The organism is Legionella cherrii (assembly GCF_900635815.1).
Lineage (GTDB): Bacteria > Pseudomonadota > Gammaproteobacteria > Legionellales > Legionellaceae > Legionella > Legionella cherrii.
Window position 1 is genome coordinate 1,621,518 of record NZ_LR134173.1, and the last position, 17,146, is coordinate 1,638,663.

Below are 17,146 nucleotides of genomic sequence, written 5' to 3' on the forward strand. Positions count from 1 at the left end.
AAAAATGCTGGAGGGTGCACCAGGGCTAGAAGCCAAGACACTGCTAATTATCTTATGGCAACGTGCCCCAGAACAATATAATCAAAAGCCATTTACGTACATTGCAACGACGGGTTCGCGATTGGCGGCTGGCCTTTGGAGCCGAACAAGCGGTTATTTTCAGGCAACATATTCAACCAGGTAAGCAAAGCCAGTCTGATTTTACGTGCATGAACTCACTTAACATCACCATTAATGGCCAACCATTTAAGCACCTCCTTTTTCATTTTATCCTGACGTATTCACGCTGGGAGTCGATTAAAGTATGTTTCAGCGAAAGCTTTGAAAGTTTAGTCAGTGGTTTTGAAAAGGCAGTATGGGAACTAGGTTATGTCGCCGGTGAGCATCGTACAGATAACCTCACTGCAGCAACTAAAGCGATGGGGAGTAGGCGCGAGTTCACCGAGCGTTGGCAAATGGTTATGGCTCATTACCAAATCAAACCAACTACTAATAATCCTGGAGTAAGCCATGAAAATGGCTCTATAGAAAAAAGCCATGATTTGTTGAAAAACGCGATTGACCAGACCTTGATGGTGCGTGGCTCTCGTGATTTCCTAACTCAAAAAGATTATATTGAGTTTTTGCAGAAAATAGTTGATGGGCGCAACAAATACCGGATGGCTCAGTTTGAGCAAGAAGAGGAGCTACTGCAAGAGCTTCCTGATAGAAAATGGAATTCACCTGAAATTGTTACTGCACGCGTGAGCTCAGGCAGCATTATCCAGCTTCTGGATAAGCCTTATAGCGTCCCCAGCAGGCTAATTCACTATACATTAAAAGCTTATATTTATCCTGAAGAAATCATCTTGTTCTATGGCAACAAACAACTGCAGGTCATGCCAAGAAACTATGGTGATGGGCTTGAAGGGATTAACTACAGACACCTTATTGATGCTTTAGTTCGAAAGCCATCTGCTTTTGCTAATTATCGTTACCAAGGAGCCTTTTTCCCCAGGAGCTGCTTTCGTAAGGCTTATGATGAGCTTTGCAACAAGCGGCCAGCTAGTGCTGATAGAGTCTATTTAAAGATTCTGCAGTTAGCAAAAATTCAATCAGAACAGCAAGTTGCTCTTGCCCTTGAGTTATTGCTTGAGGCACGCGAAATCCCTCTTCTGGAACGGGTTAAGGAGTTAATCGATGTCTACCAAAAAGAGAAAAGAGCTGTTCACGTCATGGAGCCAAACCTGGCTGATTATGACAACTTATTGACCTCCTACAGGAGTCACTAAGCATGAACATCAATTTGAATTTAACTCATAATTTAAATCAACTGCTGTCCAATTTAAAATTACCTATTTGCCTTAAAGATTATCTGGAGGTGGCACAGCGTTTGTGAGAAAGAAAAACTGTCTCATGTTGAATTCTTTTATGAAATTCTGCAAAGAGAAAGCGATTATCGCATGCAAAAAAAGATAGATAAGCTCGTCAAATCAGCTCAATTACCGCGCGACAAGTTACTGTCTGATTTTGATATGACTCGTATTCCTGGGCTTGCGCCAAGCCAAATTATTCAATTGGCCGAAGGGGAGTTTATTGACCGATACGGCAATGTATTAATTTTTGGAAACCCAGGTACTGGAAAAACCCACTTAAGTATAGGGCTTGCACGTGAATGGTGTTTGTCCGGAAGACGAGTTTGTTTTTACACTGCAGCGAGTCTTGTCCAGCAACTGCTGCAAGCGAAGCAGGTATTGAAGTTAGAGCAGTTCATCAAAAAGTTAGACCGATTTGAGTTGCTCATTATTGATGATATCTCTTATGTCCCTTTTGAGCGTCATGAAACCGATGTACTATTCACGCTGATGGCCGCACGTTATGAGATGCGCAGTTTATTGATTACCAGTAATTTGCCATTCTCAAAATGGAACTCCATCTTTAAAGATGAAATGACTACGAATGCCGCCATTGATAGGCTTGTGCATCATGCAGTGATCCTTGAACTCAATACATCGAGTTACCGTAGTGAGTGCGCCAAGAGGAATAAAGTAGAGCCCATCAACGCCGACTGACGCGCCTTCTGTGAAGGCTTGTCAACCTAAGGCCAACTCTTCCCTATAGATCAGGAAAGAGTTGGCCTTAGGTCCTATAAAATTAAATCCTGAAAATCCCCAATTATTACTCCCCATCACTAATAAATTAATAACGAAAAATAGAGACAAATTTAGTTTAATTGATGTACACTTCTGTTCCTGCAGAAAGGCTTATTTTAGCTTAATTTATTGCTGTCCTCTAAACGCAAAAATAATTGTCGCTACACACTTCCGTTTTAACGAGGGTAAAAGCATTAAGTTTGGACTGGACTTTTTCATGATAACTTGAGATAACCAGTGCTCCGCTGGGAGTGGCTGCATAGGTGATATAAATTTTGGGCATAATATCCTCTTTCTTATTCGAAAAATAAGATCAAATGAATTAATTATAATATAGACTATTTGTTTTATTTTTGATTAATTATTGGGGCGGTACACGAGTTGTTTGAACGGGTTCAAGTAACGCATCATATTGATTCATAAAAAAATCTTTTGCTTGGGACGGAGATTCAAATCCTAGAGAATTACTGTATTTAAGGCCTAGTCCCATACTTGCATTTTGTATGCTGTACTGGCTGTCCTTTAAAATGAGCTGGGCATAATCCAGCGACTCTAAAACAAGAATATAGATTTCCTGGGCTTTTTCCAGTTCATGATTCTGGAGTAACCAGAAACAGTAATGAGCCATTGCCTCGGCGAAAACCATGTATCCGTAACTGCCATAATGGGGAAGCATGAGCTTGCTATTGGAGATCAGTTCTTGGTAAAGCGTTTCCGACTTTTTATTGTTTTCATGTTGAAGTTTTGAGTAAATGTATTCATTATAACGCTGAGTTGCATGAACAGAACCGTATCGAATCGCCATCTTAATCGCTTCCATCTCAGAGAATCCAAAATCAATTTTCATTTCTTTTCTTACTTCTTGAGAGAGATAATAAAAATAGGTGCCTCGGACTAGATTAAACTGATTTAATTGAGGATGAGAGAAAAACAAAATTAAAGGGAGATTTTTTTGCTGAGATAAGACCACACCAGCGGCAGACCAAATTTTTTCCCAGTAATCTTTGAGTTCCTCACGATTACAAAAGGCTTCAAAAGTACGGTCGTGATGAGCTATTCGAGCAATCGCTTCAATTTTTTGGTTTTTAATTAATGCCAGTTTTCTATTATCATTTGCCTGATTAAAAACATAAATAAATAATCGGTCTTGTGCTGTTAATTTTAATGCCGTATTGAACGTCTTAAAATTAAAAAATGAGTACATACTTTTTATGCCTTTTCTCTAAATTTTTAACCTATGGTTTAACACTGGTTTCAATTTCGTAGGTTGGGCCTTGGCCCAACATGATGATGCATTGCTTCTCAACATCGGCGATTATAAAAGAAATGTTGGGCCAAGGCCCAACCTACGATTGATAAAAGTGAACAAATTATTTGCATTATACAACTGAAAAATACCAGTTTCTATCTGTTTAGACCTAAAAATAGCAATTTAGGGCTAAAGCGCCAGTGACGAATTCAGCCGCATGGGGTCCTGTGACAGAAAACCAAACACCGCCAATAAGACCCAGATTGGAGGTAAAATTATATTCAATGGCCGGAGCCAACGAAACCTGTTCATTTGCTCTTCCCCCTATACCGGCAACTGTCCCGCCTGGGGTAAATCCGGGATTACCCTCAAAATTACTTCCTGGACTGTGTACATATAACACTTCGAAAACAGGAACCCAGTTTTGTGTGAGTGTGTACTCAAATGCCAAGTCAGCAGAATAACTGTTATCAAGCTTTACCCTACCTACGGTATCGGGAGCACCGCCAAAAACGTTCACTCCATGCACGGTTACATCACCAAATTTGGCACCCACCAGACTTAAACGGGTGCGTAAATAATGTTGGTTAGGCAATAGAACCAATTTTTGAAAGTTAAAACCAAGATAGGTTTGGAATGAACCTAAACCTGTTTGATCGGTACCCAATTTTTTGGGATCTAAATTTTCATAGCGTCCGGTGGGAAAAACTTCTTGGATTACGACACGAAGATCGGGAATCCAGGTGTTTTCTTTTGCACGCAAAACTTGCACCCCTGCAGCTAAGCTATAATCTCCGATGCCGTTTCCATGTTGGTTTTTATCCCAACTGTAATCATAAGGCAAAGCAGTTTGTAAATCTAAAAAGCTGAGCACCCCTAAACTCACAATAGGCGTCACTTCAAAATTTCTAAATCCATGGGGGTAGCCGCTAAAAAACGCATACGGTTCAAAATTAATATGGCCCGAGGGTATTGTTTTTCCAGCAGGGGCAAGTAAAGGTCCTGTGAACCATGGATCTGCACATGCTGCATTGACAAAAAATAATAATAAAAATAAGAGTTTTGATTTCATAATGAATGGATTAGGGTAAAAATTAAAATTTAAAACTTTTTTCTTATTAAGGGAATTTATTTTTAACGTATGGCTATGCTTTTTATAAAAAATCGTGTTGCCAAGGATGTTTTTGTAAAGATTATATGCAATTTGATTTTTTAATGCATTTCGAGAAAGTAGGGATAGGATGTGCGGATGTAAGTCGACTTATGGGGCGTTATCAAGAGACTCTAGTTAAAATACTTTGTAGTCTCGGAGCACTTGGCTCCGAGTGGACTATTTATTTTGCAGGAACTTCTTTCCACCAATTTGTTTGGGTTTCTGTTGCCCAGTGTCCTTCACGCATACGAGCAACAAAGGCTTCTGCCTTTTCAGGAGTTGATGTTTTTTGATCTAATTTTATGCACCAATCCCAGTCACCTGATGTAGACCACATTTTTTCTACGCCATCCCATTTTGCCATTGCATTCATGTCAGACATAGATTTATTACTTTTCATAAAAATTACACTGTTCCATGCATTCATTATTTATATCCTTATAAAAAAATTTAAATAGTTGCTTGAATCGATGACTCAAGTTTTTTAAGAATAGAATAGTTTCAGAATTCTTTCCAATTTATCCAATGGATTTTTATTGTCGATTTTGATTCTAATTTCTGAGGCGAGAGCCGAGATCGGCAAGGTACGTTGTCTAGGGAGGCTTAACCAATTAATTTATTTCCGAATTGATTTGCGGCATGGGTCGGACAGTAAATTGTCCGACCTATGTGTAACCCAAAGAAGAATATTATTCTAAAGGAAGTTCCATTGGATCTTGGCTCCCAAAATTCTTTGGGTCTTAATTTTTAAGCAGCAGGAGCGGCAAGTAAAGGAATCTCATTTTCATCCTTCGGTGTTAGCTGTTGGTAGTCGCAAAGCCATTGATTTTTTAACTCAAGTTCTCTATCTGTTTTTGCACTGCTAAAAAAGAAAGTCTTTCCTGCGGCTAAACGCGCGAATCCTGCAAAAAGTCCTATACCCGTAATTATCATCGCAATATCAGCAATCAGTCGGCGCGTATCGTGGCGATGACTAAATTCATCTTTGGCCGCCTTCATTAAATCATGTGCTTGTTTTTGTATGGGGAGGCCTGATAAGCGTATGTTCAATGCTTTTTCATAAAATTGATTGATGGATTGATCATATTCATTTCCATATCCTTTCTCTTTGCTGAGCTTTATTTTTTTATCGCGAAACGTCTTTAGAGTGAGCAAATCATGGATCACTACAGAGGAGAGTTTTTTATTTTCTATTTTTGTCAGAATTACTTGTTTAAAAATGGCATCATGGAGCGCCGCTCCTATGAGTTGGCTTTGAAGAGAGGAGGCAATTTTGTCTAGAATTGGCTCGAACTGCGTTAAAAGTAAATCTATAGGTTTAACTTGGGACTCTTGGCTAATGATCTGAGTTTCAAGAAGCTGTTCATAAATTCTCTGGTCGCGTATTAATTGTTTATGAGTTTTTTGTGCATCCTCAGCGGTTAAAGTACTACTTAAACTTTCAAAATTCTCGATGGTATTCGAAAAAGTACGATCATCGAATACTCTTTTCTTATCGGCGACTGAGGTGGCTTTTTTTAAGCGGTCATATAGCCCATACAAAATATCTTCTATTTGTCGGGTTTGATGTTCCACCTGGAATTGTTTTTGTAGATCCAGAGGCAGTTTTACAAATAATTGATTTAAGATAAGAAATATTGTTTTTCTCTCTTCAATATTTTGCGATAAATTGATTTGTCCCAGATAAAATTGATACATCTCTTTTTTTACTTGAGACAATTGAGAGGCATAGTGATTTCGCTCATGTTCTGGAAGCTTATTATATTTTTCTTCCAATAAGTCCAGTGCAGAGGGTTTATTTTCCTCTGTTGCTACATTAAGTCCTTGCTGCAGGTATTCCTGCAGTTGTTGCAGCTCAATTTGCGCATGTTCAATCGTTTCGGCAGCGCCAAATATGGAAGTAGATTCTGTCGCTGCGCTCTGCATTTTAGCAAAAAGGTCCTTCTTTGCTTCCAGATCAGAATGTTCTTTAAATTGCTGGACTAATTCCCAAAAATGCCGGATTTGACGCAAGGTGATGATTTTATTCTCGACATCTTTACGGTTTGTCAATGTTTCATTTTGCAACGCTTGGTCTATAGTTTGCCACAGTGCTTGATTCTTCATGATGCGGTTCACCAAAATACTAGGTGAGGCCGCATTCAGTTCTTCCAGGCATATAGTAGCAAGTTGCACCCCATTCATTTGTTGCAGTGTTTCATCATTAATGGAGTAGAAAAAAGGGCTTTCAAAAACTTCAACGGAAGATTTCTGGAGCGTGCTGCGGAAACGTTGTAGCTCGTCATTCGCTTTTTTAAATCGCAGTACAGCCTCTTGAAACAAAGTTACTGTAGCGTTCATACCTTCCCAGGAAGACTTAGTCGTCTGTTGTATTTTTAAAGCGCGGAGCATAAGTATTACATCAGAACCCGCTGTAAGAAGTTCGTTGACTTGGCACCAGTATGAATTAGGGTGATGTTTCTTATATTCGGTATTAAGCTCTGCATAGGGTTTAAAACCTGCTGAACCAAGGTCGGTAAGGTCTAAAGAAAATAAGTGTTTTAGGAGCGTGCTTTCGCGGTATTGTCCCACAAGAGTTTGCCCGAGTTCAAATTCGGATTGTTTCATGAAAAAGTCAGCGAGGATATTCGTTGTTTGATCGGGCTGATGTTCCCACAAGTTAAATAGCTCGGATTCTTGGGCTAAAGTGTGCACATAATCATTAAATTGTTGCGCCAAATCGTTCAGGTTTAATTCTGTATAATCAATTAGATTGATTTGAGCAAAAGGTAGGAGTTGTTCTTCCCAGCCTAGTACGAGTTCAGGGAAAGCAATTGCGTCTTTGCCTGTTAATGCGATGGGTTTGGTAAATAATTCAGCGCGTTCTATGATTTTTTTTAATTGCTCAATAGAGTCCATGGAGATGGAAACAGGATAATCACACATGACCCAACTTGAAGATAAATCAATCTCTACTGAAAAAGTGGGGAATGATTTTTGCAGCTCCTTAATGTGTATGTCAATTTGCTGGAGAAAGTGGGTTATCGACTCTTTCTCTTTTTCATTAGATAGCTCTTGGAAATGCTTTTGAATTCTCAACAGTTTTTCCAGGAGAAGTTTACTTTCTTCCTGTAAATCATCGTAAAGATTTTTTAATAAAAGTTCCTCATGGGTTTGCTTCAGTTTTGGATCAATTTTAAGTTGCAATTCAAATAATTTTTGAATACGAAGAATAGCCTGCTGGTACTCAGGTGGCGTATTTTTTGTTTGAATGATTTGTGTCATTTGCTCTTTAAAGGCCTCATAATGCTCAATATGTCCTTGTTGCAACTTTTTAATCGTAGCTAATAATTGAGATTGTAAATTAAAGAGAGTTAATTGATTTTCAGCATCCAATTGACTTTCAGTAATAAAAACTTGATACACACGTTTCAAATAACTATCGAAATCAAGTGCAATATAACTTAGGTACTCTCCCTGAGCAGGAGTTGCTGTTTTAGGTTTGTTTAATAGTAAATCCAACAGGTGCTTTTGATGACTTTCCTCTTCAAGACTTGCTTTTTTTAATTGATCTAAGAATTGTGTGATATATGGCCAATTTTCGTCAGTAATCGTGACTCGCATTGCGCCATATTTATCCGGTGGAAAAACGCCTTTTTCCAATAGAAGTTTTGCTTGATAAACAGGGTCGCTAAAATACAAAGAACCGGCAGCAGTATAGGTGTCAGAAGCTCCTTTTAAGGAATGACCTTGGCCAAATTGATCGTGGTTTTGTTGTACCTCATCAGGATCTTTTTTAGTTCCTAAGAGGAATTCCAGGGCGGAGGCTGCAGGTGCTGTTTGTTCCAATCCAAGCAGAAGCAAGCTCTGGTTGTCATTACGGTGAAAATAAAAATGGCCGCTGCATCCATTGTTGGCTATTTTTTTTCCATAAAAATTGGTTTTTCCCATGCCACCCATGGCAATATTAATACCAAAATCCAGGGGTGTTTTAATCATTACGGGTAATTGCCCCATAATTCCCAGAAGAACTCCTTTACCTTCAATGACTGTACCATCAATACCGCGAGTCACATTATGAGTGGCTGAGCGGGAAAAAACAGTATTTTCTGATCCTGGAGCAGGGAAATAATTTAATAATTCTTTCCTATTCGTTCCATTGAGCTCTTGATAGTCAAGAATAACGCGGCTTGCATGGGATACATAATCAGCGATGGTTAATTGATCGGAGGGTGCTTGCAAATTAGATGACTTGGATAGATAAGAACGAGTCTTGAAGTCACCGCAAGCCAAACAAGCCAGTAAGAACTGAGTCATATTGATTGCAACATCATCTTTTGCATTATATATAAAGGTATCAGCCCATTGTTTTGCAACGACCATTTGATCCTGATCAATAGTGCACGACAGAATATCGAATTTCATATCAGACATTTTTTTTAAGACTTCAATTAAATTGCCACTATGGTAACAAACAAGACTCTCTTGTTGCAAAAATAAATACATAGTTGTTTTTTTAATCACCTATGTTTCGATCTAAGGCAAGAACTTTAACCCGCAAAACATGAGTTTTTGATATCAATGAAAAATTGAGCCAAGGTCTATACTTATAAATGTAAGAGCTGAGTTGAAAATCACGGGTTGTATATCGCATACTCCGTACTACATCAATTAACGAAGACTGTTATGAATAACCATCAAAAAATTATCTGTCCTAAGTGCGGGAAACAAAATACCTGGTATCCAGAAAACCCGTTTAAGCCATTTTGTTCCGATCGATGTAAACTCATTGATTTAGGTGAATGGGCTAGTGAAAATCGAACAATTCCTGGAAAACCAATGGACATGGAGTTTATCAATTCAACCAATGAGGATGGTGGCAACGACTATACTTAAATTCTTAAAGAAAAAATTTAGGAGTTAATTTTAAAATATGGGATAAGGAGCTGCTATGAGAAATCAAAAGTGTTCTGCCTCGAATAGCATTACGATGCGAGTTCGCATGAAAAATGCTCCTGGCACTTTTGGCAAGTTAGCAGCTGCTATCGAAAAAGAAGGCGGGCAAATTGGTGCGATTGATATCGTTCGTGTTGAAACAGATGCCCAGATACGTGATATTACCATTTACACCTGTGGCACCAAACACGCAGAAATAATTGTCGAACAACTGCGTACTATCCCTAATTTAGAAGTCATTCACGTATCTGATCGAACTTTCCTGGCTCATCTAGGCGGAAAAATTGAAATTAAAAGTCGTATTCCATTAAAGACACGAGATGATCTCTCCATTGCCTATACCCCGGGGGTGGCGCGAATTTGCTCTGCGATTTATAAAAAGCCGGAAGATGTCTTTAATCTAACAATTAAAAAAAATACTGTCGCGGTAGTCTCTGACGGGACTGCGGTATTAGGTTTGGGAAATATAGGGCCCTATGCTGCCATTCCTGTCATGGAAGGGAAGGCCTTATTATTTAAAGAATTTGCAAATGTCGATGCGTTTCCTATTTGTTTGAATACCCAAAATGTGGATGAAATCGTTGCTACGATTAAGAATATTGCTCCAGTATTTGGTGGAATTAATTTAGAAGATATTTCTGCACCTCGTTGTTTTGAAGTGGAGGAGCGACTCAAGAAAGAATTGAATATCCCGGTATTTCATGATGATCAACATGGCACAGCAGTAGTGCTGGCTGCTGCAATGATTAATTCACTCAAATTGGTTAAGAAGCAATTGGAACAGATTAAAGTGGTTGTCGTAGGTATTGGAGCTGCAGGGACGGCATGTACCAAAATGTTACTCAACTTGGGAGTAAAAAATATTATTGGTTGTGATTGTGAAGGGGTGCTCTATGCCGGGAAGCCAGGGTTAAGTCCGGTCCATCGGTGGTATGCGGAACATACAAATCCTAATCTTGAGAAAGGTACCGTACATGATGCGATAAAGGGCGCAGATGTTTTTATTGGTGTTTCAAAACCTGGTGTGATTGATGCGAAAGACATAAAAAAAATGAATCAAGATGCAATTGTTTTTGCAATGGCTAATCCCATACCCGAAATAATGCCTGAAGATGCAAAAAAATACGCGGCCATTGTCGCAACAGGGCGAAGTGATTATCCGAATCAAATAAATAATGTACTCTGCTTTCCTGGTATTTTTAGGGGAGCGTTGGATTGTATGGCTACAGAGATTAATGAGGAAATGAAGCTCGCTGCGGCATATGCTATAGCAAACTCTATCGAGGAACAGTATTTAAGCTGTAGTTATATTGTTCCTAGTGTGTTTGATACGACGGTGGTAAAGAGGGTGGCTCAAGCAGTGAAACAGGCAGCCATTAAAACCGGAGTGGCGCGTAAAATTAAAACATAAATTGGCAACTATTTATAAAGCACAGCACTAAAAAGGTTTCTATGATTTTAAATTTCATTTTCTTCTTCTTCCTGCAAGTCTGCATCAACACTTGGTAAGAGTGCAGTTTTTACGGCATTTTATTTCAATAGATACAATACGAGTCCCCAAATCTTTGGGGACTTAGAGATATATATTAAGGCTTCGCAATCGTTGCTTTTTGGTACATACCGGCTTCAAAATGCCCCGGGATATTACAGGCAAATACAACATCATGTTTGGGATTCGATTTAAATTTCCAGGTTAATGTTTTCGTTTCACCAGGATTAATGGTAATTGTATTACCGTCTTCATGGACCATGCCTGGCATTGCACGCATCATTTCTTGATGTGCTTTTTGTTCCTTTTCATCACCAATCGAGAATTCATGAGGTACTTTTCCAATATTGGTTACTTTAAAGGTTACCATGTCACCATCATGAAGGTTAAGTTTTTGTGAAAAGTTAAATCGCATGTCATCCGAAGCAGTCACTTGAATCGTTTTTGTGGCTTTTGCCGCATTCCCTGGACTGCCTACTGAGCTTGTTTCATGATGAGCGTGTGCAAATGCTGGTTTGCTTAATATCCCTGAGCACAGCAGAGTCAAAATAATTGTTCCTGGTAATGTACGTATCATATTTGAAAACCTATGTTAATCGACTTCTAATGAGTGGGTGTAGATTAAACGAACAGCTCAATTAATGCTACTGCTTTGGTAAAGTAAAAATAAATCAAGCACAGGCATCATGAGATTAACTTTGTTGAAACAATGCTACTGACTTGAGGTGATTCACAAGCTGGCACAAAATCAAGCGGGTTCATTCAAGACAGTAGCGGGAATACTCCGGTCATAAATCAGATTAATTTTTATCAGCTCAGCTAACGATTTTACCTGCATTTTTCTCATGACATTAGCGCGATGAACTTCAACTGTGGATATCGATATATTAAGTTCATAAGCAATCTGTTTATTAAGGTTGCCTTCAACAACCAAATGCATGACCTGTTTTTCACGTTTGGTTAAGCTATTCATTCGCTCCCGAAAATCAGTTTGAGACAGCGTCATATTACTTTTAATTTTTTTAAGGCATCTTTGTGTTATATCCAATAAATTCTGATGATTAACTGGTTTAAGAATGAAATCTTCTGCTCCTGCTTTCATAGCGCGTATGGCCATTGTAATATCACCATAACCTGTAATAATGATTATGGGCAATTGGTTTTTTGACTCATTCAATTGCTCTAGTAATTCTAAACCGCTCATTACAGGCATACGTACATCGATGATCAAGCATCCGCTTTGATTATTATAATTATCGAGGAAATCTTTCGCAGTTTCATAAGTTTGAACTTGAAGGTTTATTGATTCAAATAACCAACGAAATGATTTGCAAATCTCGGGATCATCATCGACGATAAAAACGGTTGTATTTGTATAAGGCTTATCCATTACCTGTCCTGATGTATAATTATTTGAAAACAAATGCCATTGGCTAATAATTCAGCCATTTTCATGAAATAAGGAGTGGTTTTATGAAAATCCATGATTAATCCAATGTTATAATATTCCATTTCATAGGAATACAATGAGGTAATTTCTGTGACCAGAACGTTCATACTGCGTATGTCGGTAAAGTTATCTTGCTTTATAAGGTCTGGCATGGAATAAATTTTGTTTTGCAATGACTCAGCGTATTTAATGTTTTGCAACGCATTAGCCATTGGCTCGGGGCTTAAGTCATTTTTTTGTAATCTAAGTTCGCGACCACCAAAATAGGCTTTAATTGCTGTTAAAGGCTGATTTATTTCATGGATTGGTTTTGACATTTTGCACGTTTGAGAATTATTTATCATTATTTTCCATCAATTAGATCTCAATACGCTGTCTAACTCGAACAACAATCAGACTTCTCATTTTGAGCCGTATTTCAATACAGAAATTCTTTTGTTTTTATTGTATGCGAAAAAAATAATCTGTACTTTATTGTTTTCTTTTATATGAAAGATAGCTCATGTTAATTCAGATGCACTCTATAGTTTATTCTGGTTAACCTTAGTATTAAGTTAAAGGGAGAAATGAAGTGGTTGTAAATCAATCTTAGTACATTTAACAAACATAACAGTCATCTGAATTCACCCTGCAAACAAAATTTGCTCAAAAATGAAGTATTCAATCGCATTAAACAATGGATGCATATCGCTATAAATTGTATTTACTACCCTTTTCAGGGTAATTTATTATTTAATACAGTCTCTTATCAACGGGCGATGTTATGGTTAATTTGATTGTTTTGGCAATGCGCAATGACACATTGACTTTTTTGATACTGGGTTTGATATGTTCTCTTCTAGAATGGTTATTCTGCTCAAGACCGAAGAAAAAAGCGAAGGTTATTGAAATCATTTTTTCTTGGTTTTTGCTGTTTAATATCGGATTAGCGTATTTATTTAACTTTATAATGCATGTCTTCCTGGGGGATTTTACCGCCCAGTTTATTGGTTGGCCGCAAAGTCCATTTCAAATGGAAGTCGGCTTTGCCAGCTTAGGAATTGCTGTGAATGGAATAATCAGCTTTAGAGGTTCAATTGCTTTTCGTGCCGCAACGATTATAGTTCCTGCCCTGTTCTTATGGGGGGCTGCGGGCGTGCATCTTTATCAAATGATAGTTACTCATAATTTTGAGCCTGGCAACGCAGGTAGCGTCTTTTGGACGGATATCTTCATGCCGGTTATTGCCTTTTTATTACTCTGGATGCAATACCGAAACCCGGAAAGACACGCGATGCAGAAGGTGATTGTCCGTTAAGTTAACGTGTTTGGATTGGGCAAAGTCATATCTGAGTCAGTCTCGCACATACCCTTGTCCCAGCGCAAGGATGACAGGGGGCGTGCATGGATTGCAATGTATCGGTGTGACGGAATGCGCTGGGGCTTTGTAGATGTTGGGATGGGCGAGGATAATATAGAGCATCAGGGGTGTATTAAATTGCGCAATTTGATTGATTATTGGCTTTTTGGAGGTGACCAATTCAAAAATGAACCAAATGAGCCTTCATTTGACAAAACTGGGTTATGTACCAAAATTTGATTAGATGCCATAGATCATATGGAGGTATATCATGAGCAAAGTAACGCAATTTAAGAAAGGAACTCCCAGCAAAGGATCGACAAGCAAGGGGTCTTCCATTCAAATTAATCGTTCACAAAATCCATTTTTAAGTCTGCAAAATGAGGTGGATAGATTATTTAGTGACTTTAATGATTTCTTTTCACCAACTAAATTTAATTGGGGACAATTTGAAAAACTGGCTCTTGCTCCCTCAATGGATGTTGTTGAAGATAAAGATCATTTCTGTGTTCAGCTAGAAATGCCAGGTATCGATGAAAAAGACATTAAGGTTTCCATATTGGATAATGTACTCACAATTAGTGGTGAAAAGTCCAGTTCGAAAAAAAATGAAGGTAAACGATATATTTCCCGAGAAATCAGCTTTGGGAAATATGAACGATCCATTTCTTTACCCACTAGCGTTGATTTGACTAAAGCGAAAGCGACGTTTAAAAAAGGAATGCTTTGGGTTGATTTACCTAAAAAAACGGAATCTAAAACTGGAACTCGAGATATAAAAGTGGAACAAGCTAAATAGCTCTATAAATTGTCTTATCATGATCACCATGGGACATTATTTGAGCATGGAATAGTTCCCTCTACTGCTTGTAAGGTAGGGAGAAAGGCTGGGTGAGGGTGTCGGCGACACCTTCATACCTAAGCTCTTATCCAAAAAATACGCACCAATACATACAAAATCGTCATCCCTAGAATAGGAATAATGAGAAAAGCAAGGAAATTATAAAATCCTATTCGATTTTCAGCTGAGGCATTATAAAATGCTTTAAATTTTTTCCATAGGGACATTATGAAATGGCCTCCCTTTTTGATTGACCCTTATTTTATAAGATTTTGGACCTTAATAGAAAGTGATTTATCGTTTCAATCAGCGTGTTGTCCTATAAAATAACTTCAAATTTTAAAAAAATGAGTACCATACTTAACCAGTTTGGATTCGATCAAATCGATGACCAGCATGAGTTTACTTGCAATGAGGATGTAACATGTTACTTTTTAGCACTGCATTATTTAAACATAAATTGGATTTTGCTCCATTATCTGAGTGTATGGAGTATTTACCATTGGTTGCCGCTTGGGCAGAAAACGAGTGGGGCTATATTCGTAACAAAGGGGTTGAATACCGTCAGCAACTTCTTGGCTCCTTGAAGGAGCATGTCTATCTGGGAACATTTAATGGCCAGCCTGTGGCTTTATTTGCTTTATTTCCCAAAGAAATGGCCCCTGAGTTTAATGAAAAGAAGTTCAAAGCACCCACTGTAAGTGAATTGATGTACGTTTATGTAGATAAACCCTACCGTGGATTAAATTTTGGCAAGCAAATTATCGAAAAAGCAAAGGAAATAGCAAAATCCAAAGAAGCTGAGTTTGTCATGCTGGATACATTAAAACCTTCATTAAATCGATTTTATCAAAATTCAGGAGCACAAATTATCGCGGAAAATCAATTGTTCTCTCATCCTACCGATGTGTTAACAATTAAATTATAGAGATGATTCTGCATGTTGGGCCTTGGCCCAACCTAAGTCAGCACGAGCAAAGCTTCTACATAACAAAGTTTATAGTTTAGCAGACCCTGGCTTACAATTTAAAAAATCAAAATCACCTAGGTTGGCGCCAAATCGTGCACTTGCTTGAACTAAGGTATCTGTAGTAACGGCCTCAATAAGTTCTGCGAGAGGGGTTTCTTTGTAGTGTCTCATGCAGCGAACGCGTTTTTCCAGATTCTGACCGGCGAGAGTAAGGCGATTGGAATGATTCAATTGAAATTGTCCTAAACCGATTTCACTGGTTATTTTGTCCAGTGCTTGTTGATGTGAGGCACTCATACCGGATTGAATCGCTTGTACCACCAAATCAACAGTAGAGCCTTGTTCCAGTATCTGCGCACAGGCATCTGCTAATTGGTTGATTTCATTAATATAGCCTGGTTGATTACCTAACATCAGTATTTTCATAGCAGAAGCCGCTGTAGATTGGATTAGGGGTAAATCTACAGTTTCCCTGGTATTTTCTTCAAAAAGAGCATCTAAAGATAATGCCGCTTGATTTGTTGTTGGCTCTTGTTTACTTTGCATTGCGGACTCCAAACTAGGATTAAGAAGAATAATTAGGGTTGGATTGAAACCATTTAGTGAATAAATAATTGGCCATTATGTAATGATTTTATTCATGTGTAAAGGGGTTTGCCAATAGAGATTTTAGAGGATATTTTTTTGATTTAGTCATTCTTTTCTTTGCGTGAATGCCAACCACTCATTGGGACTATGTCAGTCAAAAACAAAAAATGCCCAAACCCGACCTTAAATTCCTATGGTATAATGAGCTCTATTTTAAAATGTTTTTTAGTGAGTCGTGCAATTGATTACCCATCATGTTGATCTTCGCTCCTACCATACTGAAAGCTGCAGTCACACTCATGATTTTGCGCAATTGGTTTTACCTCTTGCTGGCTCTATGGAGTTGGAAGCAGGTCATTATTCTGGAATTGTTAATCATCAGGTTGGTGTTTTTATTGCCCCCAATGAACGGCATTGTTTTTCGGGAAGTCAGGAGAATCTTTTTTTAGTGGTTGATGTAGCAAACCAAAATAATCTCTATAGGGAACAGAGCTCTCATGCCTTTAATTTAACGACGAGCATTAAAAAACTCATACATTTCGCACATGATTATTTAGCGGCGAATGAAGGTGATTTTTTGACTGATTCTTTAATTAATCAATTACTCGTGCATTTTGCTACAAAATCGTTCTCACCAGAGTTGGACCGAACGGTGATTAAGGCAAAAAATTGGATTGATTTTTATTTTGCCGATGCTGTAAATGTAAGCAAAGTGGCTCAGCATTGTCATTTAAGTGTCAGTCAATTACAGCGTCGGTTCAAGCAATCTTTAGGTTGTAGTATTGCGGAGTATTGGCGATTTAAAAAATTAAATCAGGCCAAACAATTGCTTTGTGCACAGCATCTTTCTATTGAAGCCATAGCCTTTGCTGTGGGTTATGAAAATTTACCAGCATTTAGTCGACGATTCAGTAAAGTATTTGGTGAGTCGCCTTCTCAGTGGAGAACAAAAGCATTATCAGCAAAGAAAATGCGTGAAATGGATAACTCATACTGATCG

16 protein-coding genes are annotated in these 17,146 nt (G+C 38.3%); 8 read left to right on the forward strand and 8 right to left on the reverse strand.

Translation table 11 applies throughout. The annotated features are described in order from the left end of the window. Nucleotides 1–62 precede the first annotated feature (62 nt). Nucleotides 63–1,271: a Mu transposase domain-containing protein gene (locus EL022_RS07045; protein WP_126325142.1), complete on the forward strand. Its 1,209-nt coding sequence runs from the start codon at nucleotides 63–65 to the stop codon at nucleotides 1,269–1,271. 147 nt (nucleotides 1,272–1,418) lie between these two features. After that, nucleotides 1,419–2,051, forward strand: coding sequence for an IS21-like element helper ATPase IstB (gene istB, locus EL022_RS07050; protein WP_241972276.1), 633 nt, complete (start codon nucleotides 1,419–1,421; stop codon nucleotides 2,049–2,051). Nucleotides 2,052–2,493: 442 nt separating this feature from the next. On the opposite strand, the gene EL022_RS07055 is transcribed toward istB, so the two are convergent. The 4 genes from EL022_RS07055 to EL022_RS07070 form a co-directional block, all read right to left on the reverse strand. Next, a complete protein-coding gene (locus tag EL022_RS07055) occupies nucleotides 2,494–3,336 on the reverse strand; it encodes a DUF5630 domain-containing protein (protein WP_028382373.1) in 843 nt (280 codons plus the stop codon). A 214-nt stretch (nucleotides 3,337–3,550) separates the two neighbouring features. Further along, on the reverse strand, nucleotides 3,551–4,453 hold the full coding sequence (locus tag EL022_RS07060; protein ID WP_028382372.1) for a transporter: 903 nt from the start codon (nucleotides 4,451–4,453) through the stop codon (nucleotides 3,551–3,553). Nucleotides 4,454–4,715: 262 nt separating this feature from the next. Next, on the reverse strand, nucleotides 4,716–4,961 hold the full coding sequence (locus EL022_RS07065) for a hypothetical protein (RefSeq protein ID WP_028382371.1): 246 nt from the start codon (nucleotides 4,959–4,961) through the stop codon (nucleotides 4,716–4,718). 320 nt (nucleotides 4,962–5,281) lie between these two features. Then, complete coding sequence (locus tag EL022_RS07070; protein WP_241972266.1) at nucleotides 5,282–9,037, reverse strand: LepB GTPase-activating domain-containing protein; 3,756 nt, start codon at nucleotides 9,035–9,037, stop codon at nucleotides 5,282–5,284. Nucleotides 9,038–9,199: 162 nt separating this feature from the next. Between EL022_RS07070 and EL022_RS07075 the strand changes: the two genes are divergently transcribed. Further along, on the forward strand, nucleotides 9,200–9,409 hold the full coding sequence (locus EL022_RS07075; protein WP_028382369.1) for a DNA gyrase inhibitor YacG: 210 nt from the start codon (nucleotides 9,200–9,202) through the stop codon (nucleotides 9,407–9,409). 55 nt (nucleotides 9,410–9,464) lie between these two features. Then, complete coding sequence (locus tag EL022_RS07080) at nucleotides 9,465–10,880, forward strand: NAD-dependent malic enzyme (protein ID WP_028382368.1); 1,416 nt, start codon at nucleotides 9,465–9,467, stop codon at nucleotides 10,878–10,880. Between the two features lie 175 nt (nucleotides 10,881–11,055). Here the strand turns inward: EL022_RS07080 and EL022_RS07085 are convergent, their stop codons facing one another. From EL022_RS07085 to EL022_RS07095, 3 genes are all read right to left on the reverse strand, one after another. Further along, nucleotides 11,056–11,535 (reverse strand): cupredoxin domain-containing protein, encoded by a 480-nt coding sequence (locus EL022_RS07085; protein WP_028382367.1) that lies wholly within the window; start codon nucleotides 11,533–11,535, stop codon nucleotides 11,056–11,058. Between the two features lie 171 nt (nucleotides 11,536–11,706). Continuing rightward, nucleotides 11,707–12,348, reverse strand: a complete 642-nt coding sequence (locus EL022_RS07090; protein ID WP_028382366.1) for a response regulator transcription factor — start codon at nucleotides 12,346–12,348, stop codon at nucleotides 11,707–11,709. Continuing rightward, nucleotides 12,348–12,752 carry a sensor histidine kinase gene (locus tag EL022_RS07095; protein ID WP_035901231.1) on the reverse strand — a complete coding sequence of 135 codons (405 nt, stop codon included), beginning with the start codon at nucleotides 12,750–12,752 and terminating at the stop codon, nucleotides 12,348–12,350. The genes EL022_RS07090 and EL022_RS07095 overlap by 1 nt, the downstream gene beginning before the upstream one ends. A 419-nt stretch (nucleotides 12,753–13,171) precedes the next feature. Here EL022_RS07095 and EL022_RS07100 point away from each other — a divergent pair, with 419 nt between their 5' ends. The 3 genes from EL022_RS07100 (at nucleotide 13,172) to EL022_RS07110 (ending at nucleotide 15,516) form a co-directional block, all read left to right on the forward strand. Further along, a complete protein-coding gene (locus tag EL022_RS07100) occupies nucleotides 13,172–13,705 on the forward strand; it encodes a DUF6790 family protein (RefSeq protein ID WP_028382365.1) in 534 nt (177 codons plus the stop codon). A 313-nt stretch (nucleotides 13,706–14,018) separates the two neighbouring features. Then, a complete protein-coding gene (locus tag EL022_RS07105; RefSeq protein WP_028382363.1) occupies nucleotides 14,019–14,546 on the forward strand; it encodes an Hsp20/alpha crystallin family protein in 528 nt (175 codons plus the stop codon). A gap of 466 nt (nucleotides 14,547–15,012) precedes the next feature. Continuing rightward, the gene (locus EL022_RS07110; protein WP_028382362.1) at nucleotides 15,013–15,516 is read left to right on the forward strand and encodes a GNAT family N-acetyltransferase; all 504 of its coding nucleotides are present in this window, start codon (nucleotides 15,013–15,015) and stop codon (nucleotides 15,514–15,516) included. 69 nt (nucleotides 15,517–15,585) lie between these two features. Here the strand turns inward: EL022_RS07110 and EL022_RS07115 are convergent, their stop codons facing one another. Further along, nucleotides 15,586–16,104, reverse strand: coding sequence for a hypothetical protein (locus tag EL022_RS07115; protein WP_028382361.1), 519 nt, complete (start codon nucleotides 16,102–16,104; stop codon nucleotides 15,586–15,588). A 283-nt stretch (nucleotides 16,105–16,387) separates the two neighbouring features. Between EL022_RS07115 and EL022_RS07120 the strand changes: the two genes are divergently transcribed. Continuing rightward, nucleotides 16,388–17,143: an AraC family transcriptional regulator gene (locus EL022_RS07120; protein WP_028382360.1), complete on the forward strand. Its 756-nt coding sequence runs from the start codon at nucleotides 16,388–16,390 to the stop codon at nucleotides 17,141–17,143. Nucleotides 17,144–17,146: the final 3 nt, after the last annotated feature.

Bases quoted from the DNA above. Each gene is read 5' to 3' on its own strand.
- EL022_RS07080 (WP_028382368.1), top strand. From the start codon at position 9,465: ATGAGAAATCAAAAGTGTTCTGCCTCGAATAGCATTACGATGCGAGTT.
- EL022_RS07100 (WP_028382365.1), top strand. From the start codon at position 13,172: ATGGTTAATTTGATTGTTTTGGCAATGCGCAATGACACATTGACTTTT.
- EL022_RS07115 (WP_028382361.1), bottom strand. From the start codon at position 16,104: ATGCAAAGTAAACAAGAGCCAACAACAAATCAAGCGGCATTATCTTTA.
- EL022_RS07085 (WP_028382367.1), bottom strand. From the start codon at position 11,535: ATGATACGTACATTACCAGGAACAATTATTTTGACTCTGCTGTGCTCA.
- EL022_RS07095 (WP_035901231.1), bottom strand. From the start codon at position 12,752: ATGATAAATAATTCTCAAACGTGCAAAATGTCAAAACCAATCCATGAA.
- EL022_RS07110 (WP_028382362.1), top strand. From the start codon at position 15,013: ATGTTACTTTTTAGCACTGCATTATTTAAACATAAATTGGATTTTGCT.
- EL022_RS07065 (WP_028382371.1), bottom strand. From the start codon at position 4,961: ATGAATGCATGGAACAGTGTAATTTTTATGAAAAGTAATAAATCTATG.
- EL022_RS07075 (WP_028382369.1), top strand. From the start codon at position 9,200: ATGAATAACCATCAAAAAATTATCTGTCCTAAGTGCGGGAAACAAAAT.
- EL022_RS07060 (WP_028382372.1), bottom strand. From the start codon at position 4,453: ATGAAATCAAAACTCTTATTTTTATTATTATTTTTTGTCAATGCAGCA.
- EL022_RS07105 (WP_028382363.1), top strand. From the start codon at position 14,019: ATGAGCAAAGTAACGCAATTTAAGAAAGGAACTCCCAGCAAAGGATCG.
- EL022_RS07055 (WP_028382373.1), bottom strand. From the start codon at position 3,336: ATGTACTCATTTTTTAATTTTAAGACGTTCAATACGGCATTAAAATTA.
- EL022_RS07090 (WP_028382366.1), bottom strand. From the start codon at position 12,348: ATGGATAAGCCTTATACAAATACAACCGTTTTTATCGTCGATGATGAT.